This window comes from Acinetobacter sp. EKM10A (genome assembly GCF_011075215.1).
GTDB lineage: Bacteria > Pseudomonadota > Gammaproteobacteria > Pseudomonadales > Moraxellaceae > Acinetobacter > Acinetobacter baumannii.
Genome location: NZ_JAALLK010000001.1, coordinates 167,062 through 181,814 on the forward strand (window position 1 = coordinate 167,062; position 14,753 = coordinate 181,814).

At 39.2% G+C, this 14,753-nt stretch carries 11 protein-coding genes; 7 read left to right on the forward strand and 4 right to left on the reverse strand.

Features of this window, described 5'->3' with window-relative positions; all coding sequences use genetic code 11:
- The first annotated feature begins 54 nt into the window (after nucleotides 1-54).
- Nucleotides 55-2,892, forward strand: a complete 2,838-nt coding sequence (rapA, locus tag G9371_RS00800) for an RNA polymerase-associated protein RapA (RefSeq protein WP_029424576.1) — start codon at nucleotides 55-57, stop codon at nucleotides 2,890-2,892.
- A gap of 56 nt (nucleotides 2,893-2,948) precedes the next feature.
- On the opposite strand, the gene G9371_RS00805 is transcribed toward rapA, so the two are convergent.
- Nucleotides 2,949-3,965, reverse strand: coding sequence for an AI-2E family transporter (locus G9371_RS00805; protein WP_001191208.1), 1,017 nt, complete (start codon nucleotides 3,963-3,965; stop codon nucleotides 2,949-2,951).
- A gap of 166 nt (nucleotides 3,966-4,131) precedes the next feature.
- Nucleotides 4,132-4,827 carry an HTH-type transcriptional repressor FabR gene (fabR, locus tag G9371_RS00810; RefSeq protein ID WP_000195202.1) on the reverse strand — a complete coding sequence of 232 codons (696 nt, stop codon included), beginning with the start codon at nucleotides 4,825-4,827 and terminating at the stop codon, nucleotides 4,132-4,134.
- 140 nt (nucleotides 4,828-4,967) lie between these two features.
- Here fabR and G9371_RS00815 point away from each other — a divergent pair, with 140 nt between their 5' ends.
- Nucleotides 4,968-6,038, forward strand: a complete 1,071-nt coding sequence (locus G9371_RS00815) for a ferredoxin reductase (protein WP_001147894.1) — start codon at nucleotides 4,968-4,970, stop codon at nucleotides 6,036-6,038.
- A 12-nt stretch (nucleotides 6,039-6,050) separates the two neighbouring features.
- Nucleotides 6,051-7,145 (forward strand): fatty acid desaturase family protein, encoded by a 1,095-nt coding sequence (locus G9371_RS00820; protein ID WP_001057073.1) that lies wholly within the window; start codon nucleotides 6,051-6,053, stop codon nucleotides 7,143-7,145.
- A 66-nt stretch (nucleotides 7,146-7,211) separates the two neighbouring features.
- On the opposite strand, the gene G9371_RS00825 is transcribed toward G9371_RS00820, so the two are convergent.
- Nucleotides 7,212-7,787, reverse strand: coding sequence for an NAD(P)H-dependent oxidoreductase (locus G9371_RS00825; RefSeq protein WP_001039791.1), 576 nt, complete (start codon nucleotides 7,785-7,787; stop codon nucleotides 7,212-7,214).
- A gap of 119 nt (nucleotides 7,788-7,906) precedes the next feature.
- Between G9371_RS00825 and G9371_RS00830 the strand changes: the two genes are divergently transcribed.
- Entirely contained in the window at nucleotides 7,907-8,803 is an 897-nt protein-coding gene (locus G9371_RS00830) for a LysR family transcriptional regulator (RefSeq protein WP_029424575.1), read from the forward strand.
- A gap of 117 nt (nucleotides 8,804-8,920) precedes the next feature.
- Here G9371_RS00830 and G9371_RS00835 read toward each other — a convergent pair whose 3' ends face one another.
- Entirely contained in the window at nucleotides 8,921-9,622 is a 702-nt protein-coding gene (locus tag G9371_RS00835) for an SIMPL domain-containing protein (RefSeq protein ID WP_001259427.1), read from the reverse strand.
- A 467-nt stretch (nucleotides 9,623-10,089) separates the two neighbouring features.
- Here G9371_RS00835 and G9371_RS00840 point away from each other — a divergent pair, with 467 nt between their 5' ends.
- The 3 genes from G9371_RS00840 (at nucleotide 10,090) to G9371_RS00850 (ending at nucleotide 14,705) form a co-directional block, all read left to right on the forward strand.
- Nucleotides 10,090-11,463 (forward strand): diaminobutyrate--2-oxoglutarate transaminase, encoded by a 1,374-nt coding sequence (locus tag G9371_RS00840; protein ID WP_000117540.1) that lies wholly within the window; start codon nucleotides 10,090-10,092, stop codon nucleotides 11,461-11,463.
- A gap of 2 nt (nucleotides 11,464-11,465) precedes the next feature.
- On the forward strand, nucleotides 11,466-12,998 hold the full coding sequence (locus G9371_RS00845) for a pyridoxal phosphate-dependent decarboxylase family protein (RefSeq protein ID WP_000227387.1): 1,533 nt from the start codon (nucleotides 11,466-11,468) through the stop codon (nucleotides 12,996-12,998).
- Nucleotides 12,999-13,274: 276 nt separating this feature from the next.
- On the forward strand, nucleotides 13,275-14,705 hold the full coding sequence (locus tag G9371_RS00850) for an aldehyde dehydrogenase family protein (protein ID WP_029424574.1): 1,431 nt from the start codon (nucleotides 13,275-13,277) through the stop codon (nucleotides 14,703-14,705).
- The last annotated feature ends 48 nt before the right edge of the window (nucleotides 14,706-14,753 follow it).

Below are 14,753 nucleotides of genomic sequence, written 5' to 3' on the forward strand. Positions count from 1 at the left end.
GCAAAAATAAGCTACTTTGCATCGTACAATATGTAGTGCGAACTTGAGAAAAAGGTGGAAAAATTGCAGCAGTATGCTATTGGTCAACGTTGGCTATCAGATACAGAGACTGAGCTCGGTTTAGGCGTTCTTATTGATGTAGATGAAAGATCTGTCAGCATTTTATTCCCCAAGAGCGATGAAACGCGTGTTTATGCACGCAACAATGCACCGCTTTCTCGCATCATCTTTAACACAAATGATGAGGTTCAAGACCAAGAAGGCCAGAAGTGGATTGTTGAGTCGGTTGAAGACCGTCATGGTGTTTTGCGTTATAACGTGGTTCGTACTTTAGAAAATGGCGAGCAAGAACGTAAAGCGCTAAACGAAACACGTATTGGTGCACAAATTCAATTATCAAAACCTTTAGATCGTTTGCTCGCAAGCCAGATTGATTATAAAGAGTGGTATGACCTACGCATTGAAGCAATGCTGATGCAGGCGCAAATGCAAACCAGCCCATTACGCGGCTTGGTTGGGGCGCGTGTAGGTTTAATTCCGCATCAGCTTTATATTGCACATGAAGTCGGTAAACGTTTCGCACCACGTGTTTTACTTGCTGATGAAGTAGGTTTAGGTAAAACAATTGAAGCTGGTTTAATTATCCACCAACAGCTTAAAACCGGCCGTTCTGAACGTATCCTGATTTTAGTCCCTGATTCTCTTCAGTATCAGTGGATGATTGAAATGCGACGCCGTTTCAATTTGCAATTTTCTCTGTTTGATTTAACCCGTACTGCATCTATCAAAGAACATGATCCAGAACTTAACCCGTTCTTAACTGAGCAATGCATTATTGCCAGCGTCGACTTGATGGTGGACCATGACGATTTGCGTGAGCAAGCATTAGAAGCTGGTTTCGATTTACTCGTCGTCGATGAAGCACATCACTTGATGTGGAGCGAAGAAGAGGGTGGTAACGATCGTTACGACTTGGTTGAAGAGCTTGCTGAAAATACGGCAGGTGTATTGTTGCTTACTGCAACGCCTGAACAGCTGGGTGTAGAAAGCCACTTTGCGCGCTTACGTTTGTTAGATCCACAGCGCTTTAGTAGTTTAGAGCGTTTCTTGGATGAAGAAGCTCAATATCAGCAAACTGCGCAAATTGCAGAAGTGCTTATGTCGGATGAGCCTTTAACTCAAGAGCATTTATCTGCTTTAGAAGGTTTGTTAGGTCATTCAATTGAAGACCAACCTGAGCAACGTTTCAGAGCGATTCATGAGTTGTTAGACCGTCACGGTACAGGTCGTATTTTATTCCGTAATACGCGTGAAGCGATTCAAGGCTTCCCTGGCCGTGATTGCCAACCTGCGCCTTTACCTGCACCAGCAGATTGGTCAAAAGACGGTAAATTACGCGAGCAAATGTGGCCAGAAGAAGCACAAATTGATGGCTCATGGATGCAAAATGATCCACGTGTACCGTGGTTAATGGAAATTCTACGTAAAGAACTTAAGCATAAAAAAGTTCTTTTAATTGCCCGTAGTGGTCCTGTTGTCGAGTCTTTAGAAAGTGCGCTTCGTTTGCATGCAGGGATTCGTACAGCCATGTTCCATGAAGGTATGAGTTTGCTTGAGCGTGACCAAGCGGCTGCTTACTTTGCAGAAGAAAGCTACGGTGCTCAAATCTTACTTTGTTCAGAAATTGGTTCAGAAGGCCGTAACTTCCAGTTTGCGAGTGATTTAATTTTATTTGATTTGCCTGCAAACCCTGACGTTTTAGAACAACGTATTGGTCGCTTAGACCGTATTGGTCAAGAAAACCGTATCCAGATTCATGTACCTTACTTAATGGGCACCGCTCAAGAGCGTATGTTCCGTTGGTATAATGAAGCATTGAATATTTTCAGCAATATTTCTCCAACAGCTCAAACGCTACAAGAAAACTTTATTGTTGAATTAAAAGATTGCTTGCTTGCCGACCAAGGTCAAACATTTGAAGATTTACTCGAAGAAGTTAATGTTCAACGCCAAGCTTTAGAAGCAGAGTTACAAGCTGGTCGAGATCGTCTGCTTGAGTACAACTCATGTCGTCCTATCGTTGCACAAGAAATTGTTCAAGCGTTAGAAGACTATGATGACAACACAACGCTGCCTATGTTTGTGAAGCGTTTCATGTCTTCAACTAATATTGACTTTGATGAGCAAAGTAACGGTACAGTCATTATTCGTCCAACCGACCAGATGCAAGTGCAAGGTTTGGCATTAGACGAAGAAGGTATGACTGCGACTTTCTATCGTGATCAAGCGCAAATGCGTGAAGACGCTCAGTATCTAACTTTAGAACATCCGTTTATTGAAAGTGTCATGGAAATGATCCGCACACAATCATTTGGTAGTACCAATGTTGCTGTGCTTAAGTCCAATGCATTAAAGCAAGGTTCGGTTTTACTTGAAGTCTGGTTTAAAGTTGATGTGGTGGCACCAAAATCCTTGAACTTGCCATCAAGCTTACCAAAACAACTTATTCGCGTATTGTTGAGTGAAAATGGTCAGGACTTATCTGAAAAGATTGATCCAACCATTTTAAAACCGTATTTGCATCACTTAGATGGTAATAGCTGCCGCCAAGTGGTTAAAGCCCGTCGTGAAGTGATTGAAGAGCGTTATAAACAAGCGCTTGATATTGCTAAAGAAGGTTTACCTCAGCTTCAACAGCAAGCAAAAGAGCATTATGGTAATAAATGGCAATATGAGATTGATCGTTTAACTTACTTAAAACAGTTCAACCCGAGCATTCGCCAAGACGAAATTGAGCGCTTACAGAAGTTGCAAAAAGAAGGTTTAAGCTTGCTTGATGGCTTAACCGTAACACCTGAAGCGATTCAAGTGCTTGTAGTAGTTAAACCATAAGCAATAAGTAATAAAAAAGCGCCACACAGGCGCTTTTTTTATTGAGTAAATTTAAGTTAAATCAATCTGGCATCTTTTAATTCTAGTTTTAAATAAGCATAGAAAATCGGTGCTGCAATTAAGCCACTTAAGCCAAAGATTGACTCGAAAATTAACATGGCCAATAAAATTTCCCATGCATTGGCATTAATTTTATGACCAATAATTTTGGCATTAATAAAGTATTCTAACTTGTGAACTAATACGAGGTAGAGTAGAGCAACACCTGCTAGACCGAGTGAAATTGTAAGAGCCGCAATAAAAGTTAAAGTATTTGAAATTAAATTCCCTAAAATTGGAATTAAGCCAAACATAAAGGTAAGAATGGTTAAGGTTTTGGCGAAAGGTAAGTGAACACCCCAGATCGGCAATAGTACAAAAGCAAATAATATAAAGAGCAGCGTATTAATCGCTGAAATTTTAATTTGTGCAAAAACCACATTTCTAAAAGAAATTGATAATTTTTGAATACGTTGGATCAGTAACGATTTGAAAACAGGTTGGGGTGTACGTCGGTGAAAGCCGTGAATAGCAACCAATATACCGATAATAAGACCCATCACCATAGTCACTAGATTATGCAAAATATCGGAACTGGCATTTTTTAATGTAGTCACGTTATCTTTCATAAACGCGAATATTTCATCTTTCAGTTCTGTAACGCTATCTGGAATATAGCCCGGTAAATATTTCCCAATCTCCGCTTGTAAGTGCAGTAGTGTTTGGTCGACTTTACCGTTAATACTATGTAAACCGACTCCTTTTAAATCATAAACTACAAAGCTAATTAAACTTGTAATGAAAAAGGCAAGAAGAGAAATAGTAATAATACTTAATAAAATACTAATAAAAATGCGGGCTCTTTGACCATCAATATAACGTTCAACAATAGAGCTTAAACTAATAATAATTTCATAAATGAGAAAGCCTGCAAAAAAACTTGCTAAGAGATGCAAGGGGATAACCGAAAGCAAAAAAATGCCCATCAGAATATAGCTTGCAATCAGGCTTTGACGATTACTCAAACTTTGCATGTGAATCCCTGAATAACGTGGGGAAGTATTGATATGTATTGCTAGAATTATTTACTTATACTCTTGCATCTAAGCTGCTTCAATCTATGGTTTATATTTTTATTAATCAGCAGGCACAGGTGTATAAAAAATGGCTTGTAAAATCACAAACCATTTTATGTGGAATCTATCTTATTTTTGCTTCGTCTAGATGACGGGCACCTTCTAAAATCATTCGGATCATGATCATTGTTTGTTCTGCGACTTCCGCACGCTGATCAATAGGAAGGTCAATCACTTTGGCACCCATGTGAAAAACAAGTTGTGTAATTGCTTTTGCAACAAGTTCAGGATGGTATAGATGATTGTTATTGAGGCGTTCTAAGCGAATTAAATCTTCTTGTAGCTCTTGCTGAAAGAAGTTGAGCTGTCGATCTACAGCAGCTTTATAAGAGGCGGAACCTGTAAAACCTTCTCGCAACAATAAACTTAAATTACCTTCATCAGCATCCAGCTGTTGCAGAAAAATTTCTACAGAACTACGAATAATGCTGTCTTGCAAAGATGCACGAAGGCGAGCTTGACGAATAATTTTACGTAAAACGATACCGGCACGGTCAATGAGTGAAATAGCTAACTCATCAATATCTTTAAAGTGACGATAAAAACTGTTTGGGGCAATACCGGCTTCTCTTGCAACTTCTCGTAAGCTGAGTGAGGCAATACTTTTTTGTGGACCAATCAGGTTAAGAGCTGCCTGAAAAAGTTCTTCTTTCGTAATCGTCGCTTTTCTTCCAACAGAACGCGTTACTGTTTTTATTTCAATGACATCTTGTGATGAGGTTGTGTCATTTGGGCTCTGAGAAAGTGAGGTTTGGGTCATGTTTTTCAATATATTCTTAAACTGTCTGGATTATAGCGTTAGACAGGGAACTTGTGAAATTGTAATTAAAAGTACGGGTGTATATACAAATATATATACATGTGTATAATAATTAAAAAAGAGCGACAGAGCCCTCAGTTATGCAAGCAATCGAAAAGAGAAATTCTCTATTCAATTCATTAACACAAGCTGTATTTGACAAAAATATGGCGAACTTCTGGCTACAAAAAATAAATCCTTTATGGTCTGTGCAGCATGGACTAGTTCAAATTGTAAAAAAAGAATTCGTAGCTCATGACACCGTGAGCCTGACATTAAAATGCAACCGCTTGGTGAAAATGGGCGCGGCAGGTCAACATCATCCAGTGATTGTTGAAATCGCGGGCCGTCGCTATGAACGTACTTATAGCTTGACGCAAATTGATGCAGAGCACTTACGTTTAACAGTTAAAAAAGTTGCTGATGGTATTGTCAGTAACTGGTTTATTGCAGAAAGCAAAATTGGTGATGTTTTTGAGCTTGGGCAGCCTTATGGTGACATGCAACAAAACATCCAGACACCGAAATTAATTATGTTAGCTGCTGGTAGTGGTATTACACCAATGTTGAGCTTAATCACAGCAATTAAGCAAAGCCAACAGTTAGAAAAAACGCAGGTTCAGCTTTTATATTGGGTCAAACAGCGTTCTGATGCTGCTTTTACAGAGTACTTTGAACAAGTGGCTGAACAAAACCCAAACTTTAGCTATCAGGTGTTTTACACACAAGAAACACCAAATGATGAACGTTTAAATGCCGAACATCTTGCACTGGTTGATGGTATTGAAAACAGCACAGTTTATGCATGTGGTCCATCGGGTTTTGTTTCAACTGTTGAACAGCTTTTTGAAAAAGCACCAACTGTACTTACTGAAGCATTTAGTTTAACTAATGAAAGTTCTGCGGATGACATTGGTTATGTGAATGTCACATTAACACAGTCTAATAAAGTGATTGCAATTCCTAAAGGCCAATCCATTTTGGTCAGCCTTGAGCATGAAGGCCTTAAGCCGACACATGGCTGTCGTATGGGAATTTGTAATAAATGTGTTTGTAGTAAAACGCAAGGTTCTACACGTAATTTACTAAACGGTAGCCAAAATACGGAACCAAGCCAATTACTTAAAATTTGTGTGAACTCAGCACAATCCGATCTAGTTATTGATCTTTAAGAGAGAACTCTTATGAATATGCCAGTGAAAGTCGAATATTTTAAAAATCCTAAAAATCGAGATTTGACTCCAGCAGAACTTGAAGCATTTGCAAAAGAGCTTGATCAGATCAAACAAGAAGTATTGGATGATTTGGGTGAAAAAGACGCTAAATATATCCGCCGTGTCTATGCTGCTATTCGTTATAGTAGTTTTTTAGGCCGGGCTTGTTTATTTGCAGGTTGGTTCCCACCAGCGTGGATTTTAGGTACGGGTTTATTAGGTTTCTCTAAAATTATGGAGAACATGGAGCTCGGCCATAATGTTATGCACGGTCAATATGACTGGATGAATGACCCGAAATTTAATGGTCAAACTTATGAATGGGATACTGTAGGTACCTCTGACAACTGGCGTCAAACCCACAACTATAAACATCATACTTATACCAATATTAAAGGTATTGATGATGACATTGGTTATGGCTTACTTCGCTTATTCCCTGAGCAACGTTGGAAGCCAGGGTTCTTGCTGCAACCTATTTACAGTATTCCATTTTGCTTATTGTTCCAGTGGGGCGTAGCAATTCAGAATCTTGAAATTGGGCGTGTACTTTACAAGCGTAAAACTAAGGCACAATTTTTAGAAGAGTTAAAACCGGTTAATAAAAAGATTGGCAAGCAACTCTTTAAAGATTATGTTTTCTTCCCACTTATTGCAGGGCCGGCAGCGCTACCAGTATTTACAGGGAACTTGGTCGCAAATGGCCTTCGTAATATCTGGACCTTTAGTATTATTTTCTGTGGTCATTTCACGAAAGATGCAGAAGTGTTTCCAAAATCTGTTTTACAAGAAGAAAGCCGTGGACACTGGTATATGCGCCAAATTCGTGGTTCTTCTAACTTAACAGGTTCAGAAGCATTCCATATTTTGTCTGGTCACTTAAGTCATCAAATTGAACATCACTTATTCCCAGATATTCCTGCTCGTCGTTATCGCCAAATGGCTCCAAAAGTTGAGGCGGTTTGTAAGAAATATGGCTTGAACTATAACAATGCCAGCTTTGTTAAGCAGTTTGGACAAGTGGTTGGGCGTATTGTGAAATATGCGTTCCCATTTAAAAAATAATATTTTGTTCTTATAACATTGTACGCACTTCTGATTTTTCAGAAGTGCGTTTTTTTTGACTTAGCACTAATATGAAGGAATTATTGAATTATTATTAAATATGCCCCATTGTTCAAACTGTTTTATAGAGAGCGAGGTTTGCTCTGTAATATCATTTTCATTCAATTGATTTGCATTAAAAATAACATGGGGAGGATGCCAGATTAAACCACATCTGCGTGCAGTGGCTTTTAAAGGAGCCATGAGTTCATCTAGAGTAAAGCCATTTTGCCCCAGTTTTTGATATGCCGAACTTAAATTGCCAACCGTAATATGCAAATAAAGTGGTTTGCCTTCAATATGCTGACCTTCCTGTTCATAAAAAAGATAAAACATCCGCGTTAAGACGGCATCCATCCAAGCTTTAAAAATAGGTGGAACTGAATACCAATAGATAGGAAACTGCAAAATAATGTGCGAAGCAGAAATCAGGCGTTGAGCTTCAATCGCACCATCGTTCATTATATCTAAAGATCCGTTATACAGCTTTTGAATGTCAACAATATCAATTTTGTCCTGATCCTGTAATGTTGCAACCAAAGCGCGATTAACCTTAGATTGGCTCAAATCGGGATGAAAAACTAATAAAAGTGGTTTATTCATAATATATCTCCTTAATTTCTATGATGATTAATCACATGCGATAAATAATATTCACATCATAAAAAAAGCAGCCCTATAATAAAATTGACTAATTTAATTGAGCAGATGAAAGAATTTTGATGAACAAACAGATTTCTTGGGATGATCAGAAATTCTTTTTAGTGGTTTTAGAAGAAGGGAGTTTCTCAGCAGCAGCTCGTAAATTGGGCGTTACACAACCCACTGTTCGAACACGTATTGAGCATCTTGAACATCAGTTGGGAACTGTTTTGTTCAGCCGTTCTGTTCATGGTTTGAAACCAACGGAACACGCTTTGGCCCTTGAAGTCCCTGCGCGAGCAATGCAACGTGCTTCTGACTATTTTATGCGGACAGCAAGTGCTCCGTTAAACGTAATTGCAGGCAGTGTCCGAGTGAGCGTATCGGATTTTCTGGGAACAATGGTTCTACCTCAATTACTTTCAAAGTTCCGCTTACTGTATCCCGAAGTTAATATTGAATTATCCCTAAACAATTCTTCTGCCAACTTACTTGAGCAAGAGGCTGATCTGGCAATCAGAATGTATCCACCAGTTCAAGAGGCACTTGTGGCTAAAAAGATAGGTGAGGTGCCATTGGGGCTCTATGCTCATCGAGATTATATACAGCGTAAAGGTAATCCCACTTGTCTAGAAGATTTAAGACAACATGATTTGATTGGTCCAGATCGTAATCTTCTTGAAAGAGAAATGATAAGGATGCTTTTACCTGAGCTTAAAAATGAACAATTCAAGATACGCACCGATAGCCATCCTGCTCAGTTTTCAGCAGTAAAGGCCGCGTTAGGAATAGGTTTTATTCAGTGTCCTATAGCAAATCAATGCCAAGAGCTTATACAAGTGATTCCAGACCTAGAAGTTCATCGATATGACCTATGGCTCGTAATCCATGAAGATTTTAGACAAATTCCGAAAATCAGAACGCTTTTTGATTATTTGGCTCAAGCTTTGGGAAATTATTTAGTTGGGAAAATTTAGAGAAGTAGCAAGACTTAAATATAAAAAGCTCATGAAGCTTTATTAAATAAATAATATTGCTGATCAGATATAGAAAAGGGTCCAAGCAATCATATGTTTGGACCCGAAAAATTACTTTTATTTAAACTGGATTGAACCGTTTGCATTTACAGTAATTTTAGATTCACCAGCAGCCATGTCTTGAGCTGGTGCCGCTTCAGCAGCAGCGAACTTAGCTAAGCTGGCACGCATTACAGGTTGAGGAAAATAGTTATTCGTGTTCAGGTTTAGAGTGACCAAAGAATATTGGCTTTTATTCCATGCTTGAGTCAGCATTTGAGCACGCTGTTGAAAGTTTTTAGATGCTTCTACCATCAATTCATTCTCAACTTTTTTACGTTGCTCATCTGAAACGCTAAAATTAATGGATTGAGTTTGAAAGCTTTGTTGTAACTCATTAATTAATTGGCTAGTAGCTTTGAAATCTTTACTTTCTAAACGAATTTCCGCGCGGCCACGCCATTCTTTTAATTTATTACTGTCATTGTCATAAATTGGATAAGTGCTTTGAGCACCAGTTTCCACTTTCACTTGTGGATATTTACGCGAAGTCGCGAGTGCTTGGTTCATTAACTGGTTAATTTGATTTGAAAGCTCTGCAGGCTGCTTATTGCTTTTTTCAATATATAAAGTTGCATGCATTTCATCGTTTGAAACTTGGCGAGAAGCTTCTGCTTGAACATTTACAATATTGTAGTGAAGGGCATTATCATCTTGGGCAAAAACCATAGGGCTGAGTACCGTACCAAGGAGAAGAGTAGATATTGCTAAAGTACGCATAAATTTATCCTTTAAAAATTAATATAAATTTAATTTTTTTCATTAAGAAATGTTAAACATAAGTTATGCATAACTTTTGCAGATTTTGTGGGGTATTTGTAATATTTAAATCAAGTTTTTTAATTTTTGGTAAGAATAAAATTCTTTAAAAATAAAAAACTTAGAATTAAAGTGTTTCAATGTAACTTAAAAAATCACACGAATATAAAAAAAGAATATTTTCTTTAGGTTGTCACATAGTATGATGATAATTCATCATAACTATTGGGATAATACAATTTTTCAATAAGATTAGATGAGTAAAGTACACAAAAGACGTTTTTTTTCTTGCAAAATTAGGTATCATCGCGCTCCTAGTTACAAGATATAAAATATGTGTCTTCGCTAGTTCTATAAAGCACCGAGTCAAAGGACCAAAAGTCACCAGACTTATTTCTTTCTACCCTTATCAGAGATGGTAATCCGATATGAGCGTTACTTCTGTCAACCCTGCCACTAATGCTACCAACGAATATTATTTGACTCGCCAAAGTCAAATGGAATCGAATGTTCGTAGCTATCCACGTAAATTACCGTTAGCGATAGCGAAAGCACAAGGTTGCTGGGTTACTGATGTTGAAGGTACACAGTACCTTGATTGTTTAGCTGGGGCAGGTACATTGGCTTTAGGTCATAATCATCCTGCGGTGATTCAAAGTATTCAAGACACATTGGCAAGTGGTTTGCCATTGCATACTTTAGACTTAACCACACCTTTAAAAGATGCGTTTACTGAAGCGTTGTTAGCATATTTACCAGGTGGTAAAGAAGAATATTGCTTACAGTTCTGTGGTCCTTCTGGTGCAGATGCGACTGAGGCAGCAATTAAACTTGCTAAAACTTACACTGGCCGTAGCTCAGTGATCAGTTTCTCTGGTGGTTACCATGGTATGACTCATGGTTCACTTGCCATGACTGGTAACTTAAGTGCGAAAAATGCAGTGAATGGCTTAATGCCAGGCGTACAATTCATGCCATATCCGCATGAATATCGCTGCCCACTTGGTTTAGGTGGTGAAGCTGGTGTTGACGCTTTAACTTACTATTTCGAAAACTTTATTGAAGATGTTGAAAGCGGTGTAACTAAGCCAGCTGCTGTTATTCTTGAAGCAATTCAAGGTGAAGGCGGTGTTGTTACAGCTCCAGTAAAATGGTTGCAAAAAATCCGTGAAGTGACTGAAAAGCACAACATCGTTTTAATCTTAGACGAAGTTCAAGCAGGCTTTGCTCGTTCAGGCAAAATGTTTGCATTTGAACATGCCGGTATTGAACCTGATGTCGTTGTAATGTCTAAAGCAGTAGGTGGTGGTTTACCACTTGCAGTATTAGGTATTAAGCGTAAATTTGATGCTTGGCAGCCTGCTGGCCACACTGGTACTTTCCGTGGTAACCAACTTGCTATGGGTACAGGTCTTGTTGTATTAGAAACGATCAAGGAACAAAACCTTGCTCAAAATGCACAAGAGCGTGGTGAATTCTTACAAGCTGAATTGAAAAAATTAGCTACTGAATTTCCATGTATCGGTAACGTACGTGGCCGCGGTTTAATGATTGGTGTTGAAATCGTTGACGAGCGTAAACCTGCTGACCGTATCGGTTCTCACCCTGCTGACTCTCAGTTAGCGGCTGCGATCCAGACTGCTTGCTTTAACAACAAGTTATTGCTTGAAAAAGGTGGTCGTAACGGTACAGTAATTCGTTTACTTTGCCCACTCATCATTACTCAAGAAGAGTGTGTAGAAGTAATTGCTCGCTTTAAGAAAGCAGTTGCAGAAGCATTGGTTGCAGTGCGAGGCGCGTAAGTATGGTGGATTTTGCAGAACATCGTAAAGCGTTACTCTGCAATGATGCACAATCCATTGCTGACTATGAGTCAGCAATGGGCGAAGCGGTAAAAGCCGTTTCAGCATGGTTGCAAAATGAAAAAATGTACACAGGCGGTAGCATTAAAGAGTTGCGTTCAGCAATTTCTTTCCAACCTTCAAAAGAAGGTATGGGTGTACAACAATCTCTTCAACGTATGATTGAGCTTTTCTTGAATAAAAGCTTGAAAGTACACCATCCACACTCATTAGCACATTTACACTGCCCAACCATGGTGATGAGCCAGATCGCGGAAGTGTTAATCAATGCAACTAACCAGTCTATGGACTCATGGGATCAAAGCCCGGCAGGTTCATTAATGGAAGTTCAGCTTATTGATTGGTTGCGTCAAAAAGTAGGTTATGGTTCTGGTCAGGCTGGTGTTTTCACTTCTGGCGGTACTCAATCTAACTTGATGGGTGTGTTACTTGCTCGTGACTGGTGCATTGCGAAAAACTGGAAAGACGAAAATGGTAACCCATGGTCTGTACAGCGTGATGGTATTCCAGCTGAAGCAATGAAAAACGTCAAAGTCATTTGTTCTGAAAATGCGCATTTCTCTGTGCAAAAGAACATGGCAATGATGGGCATGGGCTTCCAGTCAGTTGTGACTGTTCCTGTGAATGAAAATGCACAGATGGATGTTGATGCTCTTGAAAAAACAATGGCGCATCTTCAAGCTGAAGGTAAAGTTGTTGCTTGTGTCGTTGCGACAGCAGGTACAACCGATGCTGGTGCAATTGATCCATTAAAAAAAATCCGTGAAATTACCAATAAATATGGTTCATGGATGCATATTGATGCTGCGTGGGGCGGTGCACTGATCTTGTCAAATGACTATCGTGCAATGCTTGATGGTATTGAGCTATCTGATTCGATCACTCTCGACTTCCATAAGCATTATTTCCAAAGCATCAGCTGTGGCGCGTTCTTGTTAAAAGATGAAGCGAACTATCGTTTCATGCATTATGAAGCTGAGTACTTGAACTCTGCTTATGATGAAGAGCATGGCGTACCTAACCTTGTGTCTAAATCATTACAAACGACTCGTCGTTTTGATGCTTTAAAATTGTGGATGACCATTGAATCACTCGGCGAAGAGCTATATGGTTCAATGATTGATCATGGTGTAAAACTGACTCGTGAAGTTGCAGATTACATCAAGGCAACTGATGGTTTAGAGCTTTTAGTTGAACCACAATTTGCTTCGGTATTGTTCCGTGTTGTTCCGGAAGGTTACCCAGTTGAGTTTATCGATAGCTTGAACCAAAACGTAGCAGATGAATTGTTTGCACGTGGTGAAGCAAATATTGGTGTAACAAAAGTTGGTAATGTACAGTCATTGAAGATGACAACATTAAGCCCTGTAGTAACTGTCGACAACGTTAAGAACCTTTTAGCTCAAGTATTGGCTGAAGCTGAACGTATTAAAGATGCGATTGCTTCTGGTAACTACGTACCACCAATCGACTAATTGAGTTGATACCCCAAAAAGCTCGGTTTATTGCCGGGCTTTTTTATTACATATTATTTTTATTAAAATTGTGTATCAGAAGAAGGGTATATGCACAAAACATGCATATTTTCAAAAAACAAAAATAATTATGCATGATTTATGGTGAGCAAATTTCTTATTGTATTGGTATGTTCCCGATTTTTTGGTCGCATTGATATATCAATACGGCACTTGCTTTAAACCATACTACATAAAGTAAGAAGTCGTAATTACAATTAAGACAAGGAAGAAGAAATGCAACAAGCGAATATGCTTAATGAATTTAAACTTATTATTGGCGGTCAACTTTGTTCAGGTGAACAAGGTGAACTGGAAATTATTAATCCTGCTACAGGCTTAACTGCGGCACATTGTGCAAAAGCATCAGTTGCACAAGTGAATCAAGCTGTTAGTGCAGCTAAACAGGCTTCTAAAGCTTGGCAGCTTGTCTCGCATGATGAGCGTAAATCAATTTTAAACAAGATTGCAGACGGTATTGAAAAGCACGCTGAAATGCTTGCAGAGCTGGTGGTGCTTGAACAAGGTAAACCACTCGCACTGGCACAAATGGAAGTGCAGGGTGCAATTGGCTGGACGCGTTATGCGGCTTCTATGGATTTATCGGTAGAAGTAATTGAAGACAGTGAAACTAAACGTATTGAACGCCATCGCCAACCATTGGGTGTAGTGGCTTCAATTACGCCATGGAACTGGCCACTCATGATTGCAGTTTGGCATATTATGCCTGCTTTACGTGCAGGTAACGTTGTCATTAGCAAACCTTCTGAATACACACCATTATCGACTTTACGTCTATGTGAAATCATTCAGCAAGAAGTTCCAGCAGGTGTAATCTCAATTGTGGTTGGTGCTGGTGAGATTGGTGAAGCATTATCTTCTCATCCAGATGTGCAAAAAGTCGTGTTTACGGGATCAACTCGAACAGGGCAGCACATTATGGCTGGTGCAGCTCAGCAGCTAAAACACTTAACTTTAGAGCTTGGTGGTAATGATGCTGGTATTGTATTACCAGATGCAAATATCGATGAAATTGCTGCTAAGATTTTTAATATGGCGTTCTTGAATGCTGGTCAAACATGTGCGGCGTTAAAGCGTTTATATGTGCATGAAAGCCAATATGAAGCTTTATCTCAAAAGTTAGCTGATATTGCCAACGCTCAAGTTGTGGGTGATGGTATGGCGTCTTCTACAACATTTGGTCCAGTACAAAACCAAATGCAATATAACAAGGTAAAAGCTCTTATTGCTGAAGCGATTGGACAAGGTGCAAAAGCACTGTCTGGACAACAACAAGTTCCAGAGCAGGGCTACTTTATTGCGCCAACTATTTTGACTGAAGTTTCTGACTCTTGCCGAGTGGTACAAGAAGAGCAGTTTGGCCCAGTGTTGCCTGTTTTAAAATATACCGATATTAACGATGCAATTGCCCGTGCCAATGACAGTGAGTTTGGTTTGGGTGGTTCAATCTGGTCTTCTGATCTTAAAGCCGCACAGACCTACGCTACACAGCTTCAATGCGGAACGGTCTGGATTAATACCCATGCAGAAGTACTGCCTCATGCACCTTTTGGCGGCTGGAAAATGTCTGGCTTAGGCGCTGAGTTTGGTTTGGAAGGTTTGCTTGAAAATACGATTGGACAAACGGTCCATATTAGTAAAGTCTAAATATTAATTTTAAGGCGGATTTAGTATCCGCCTTTTTATTTTCACTTT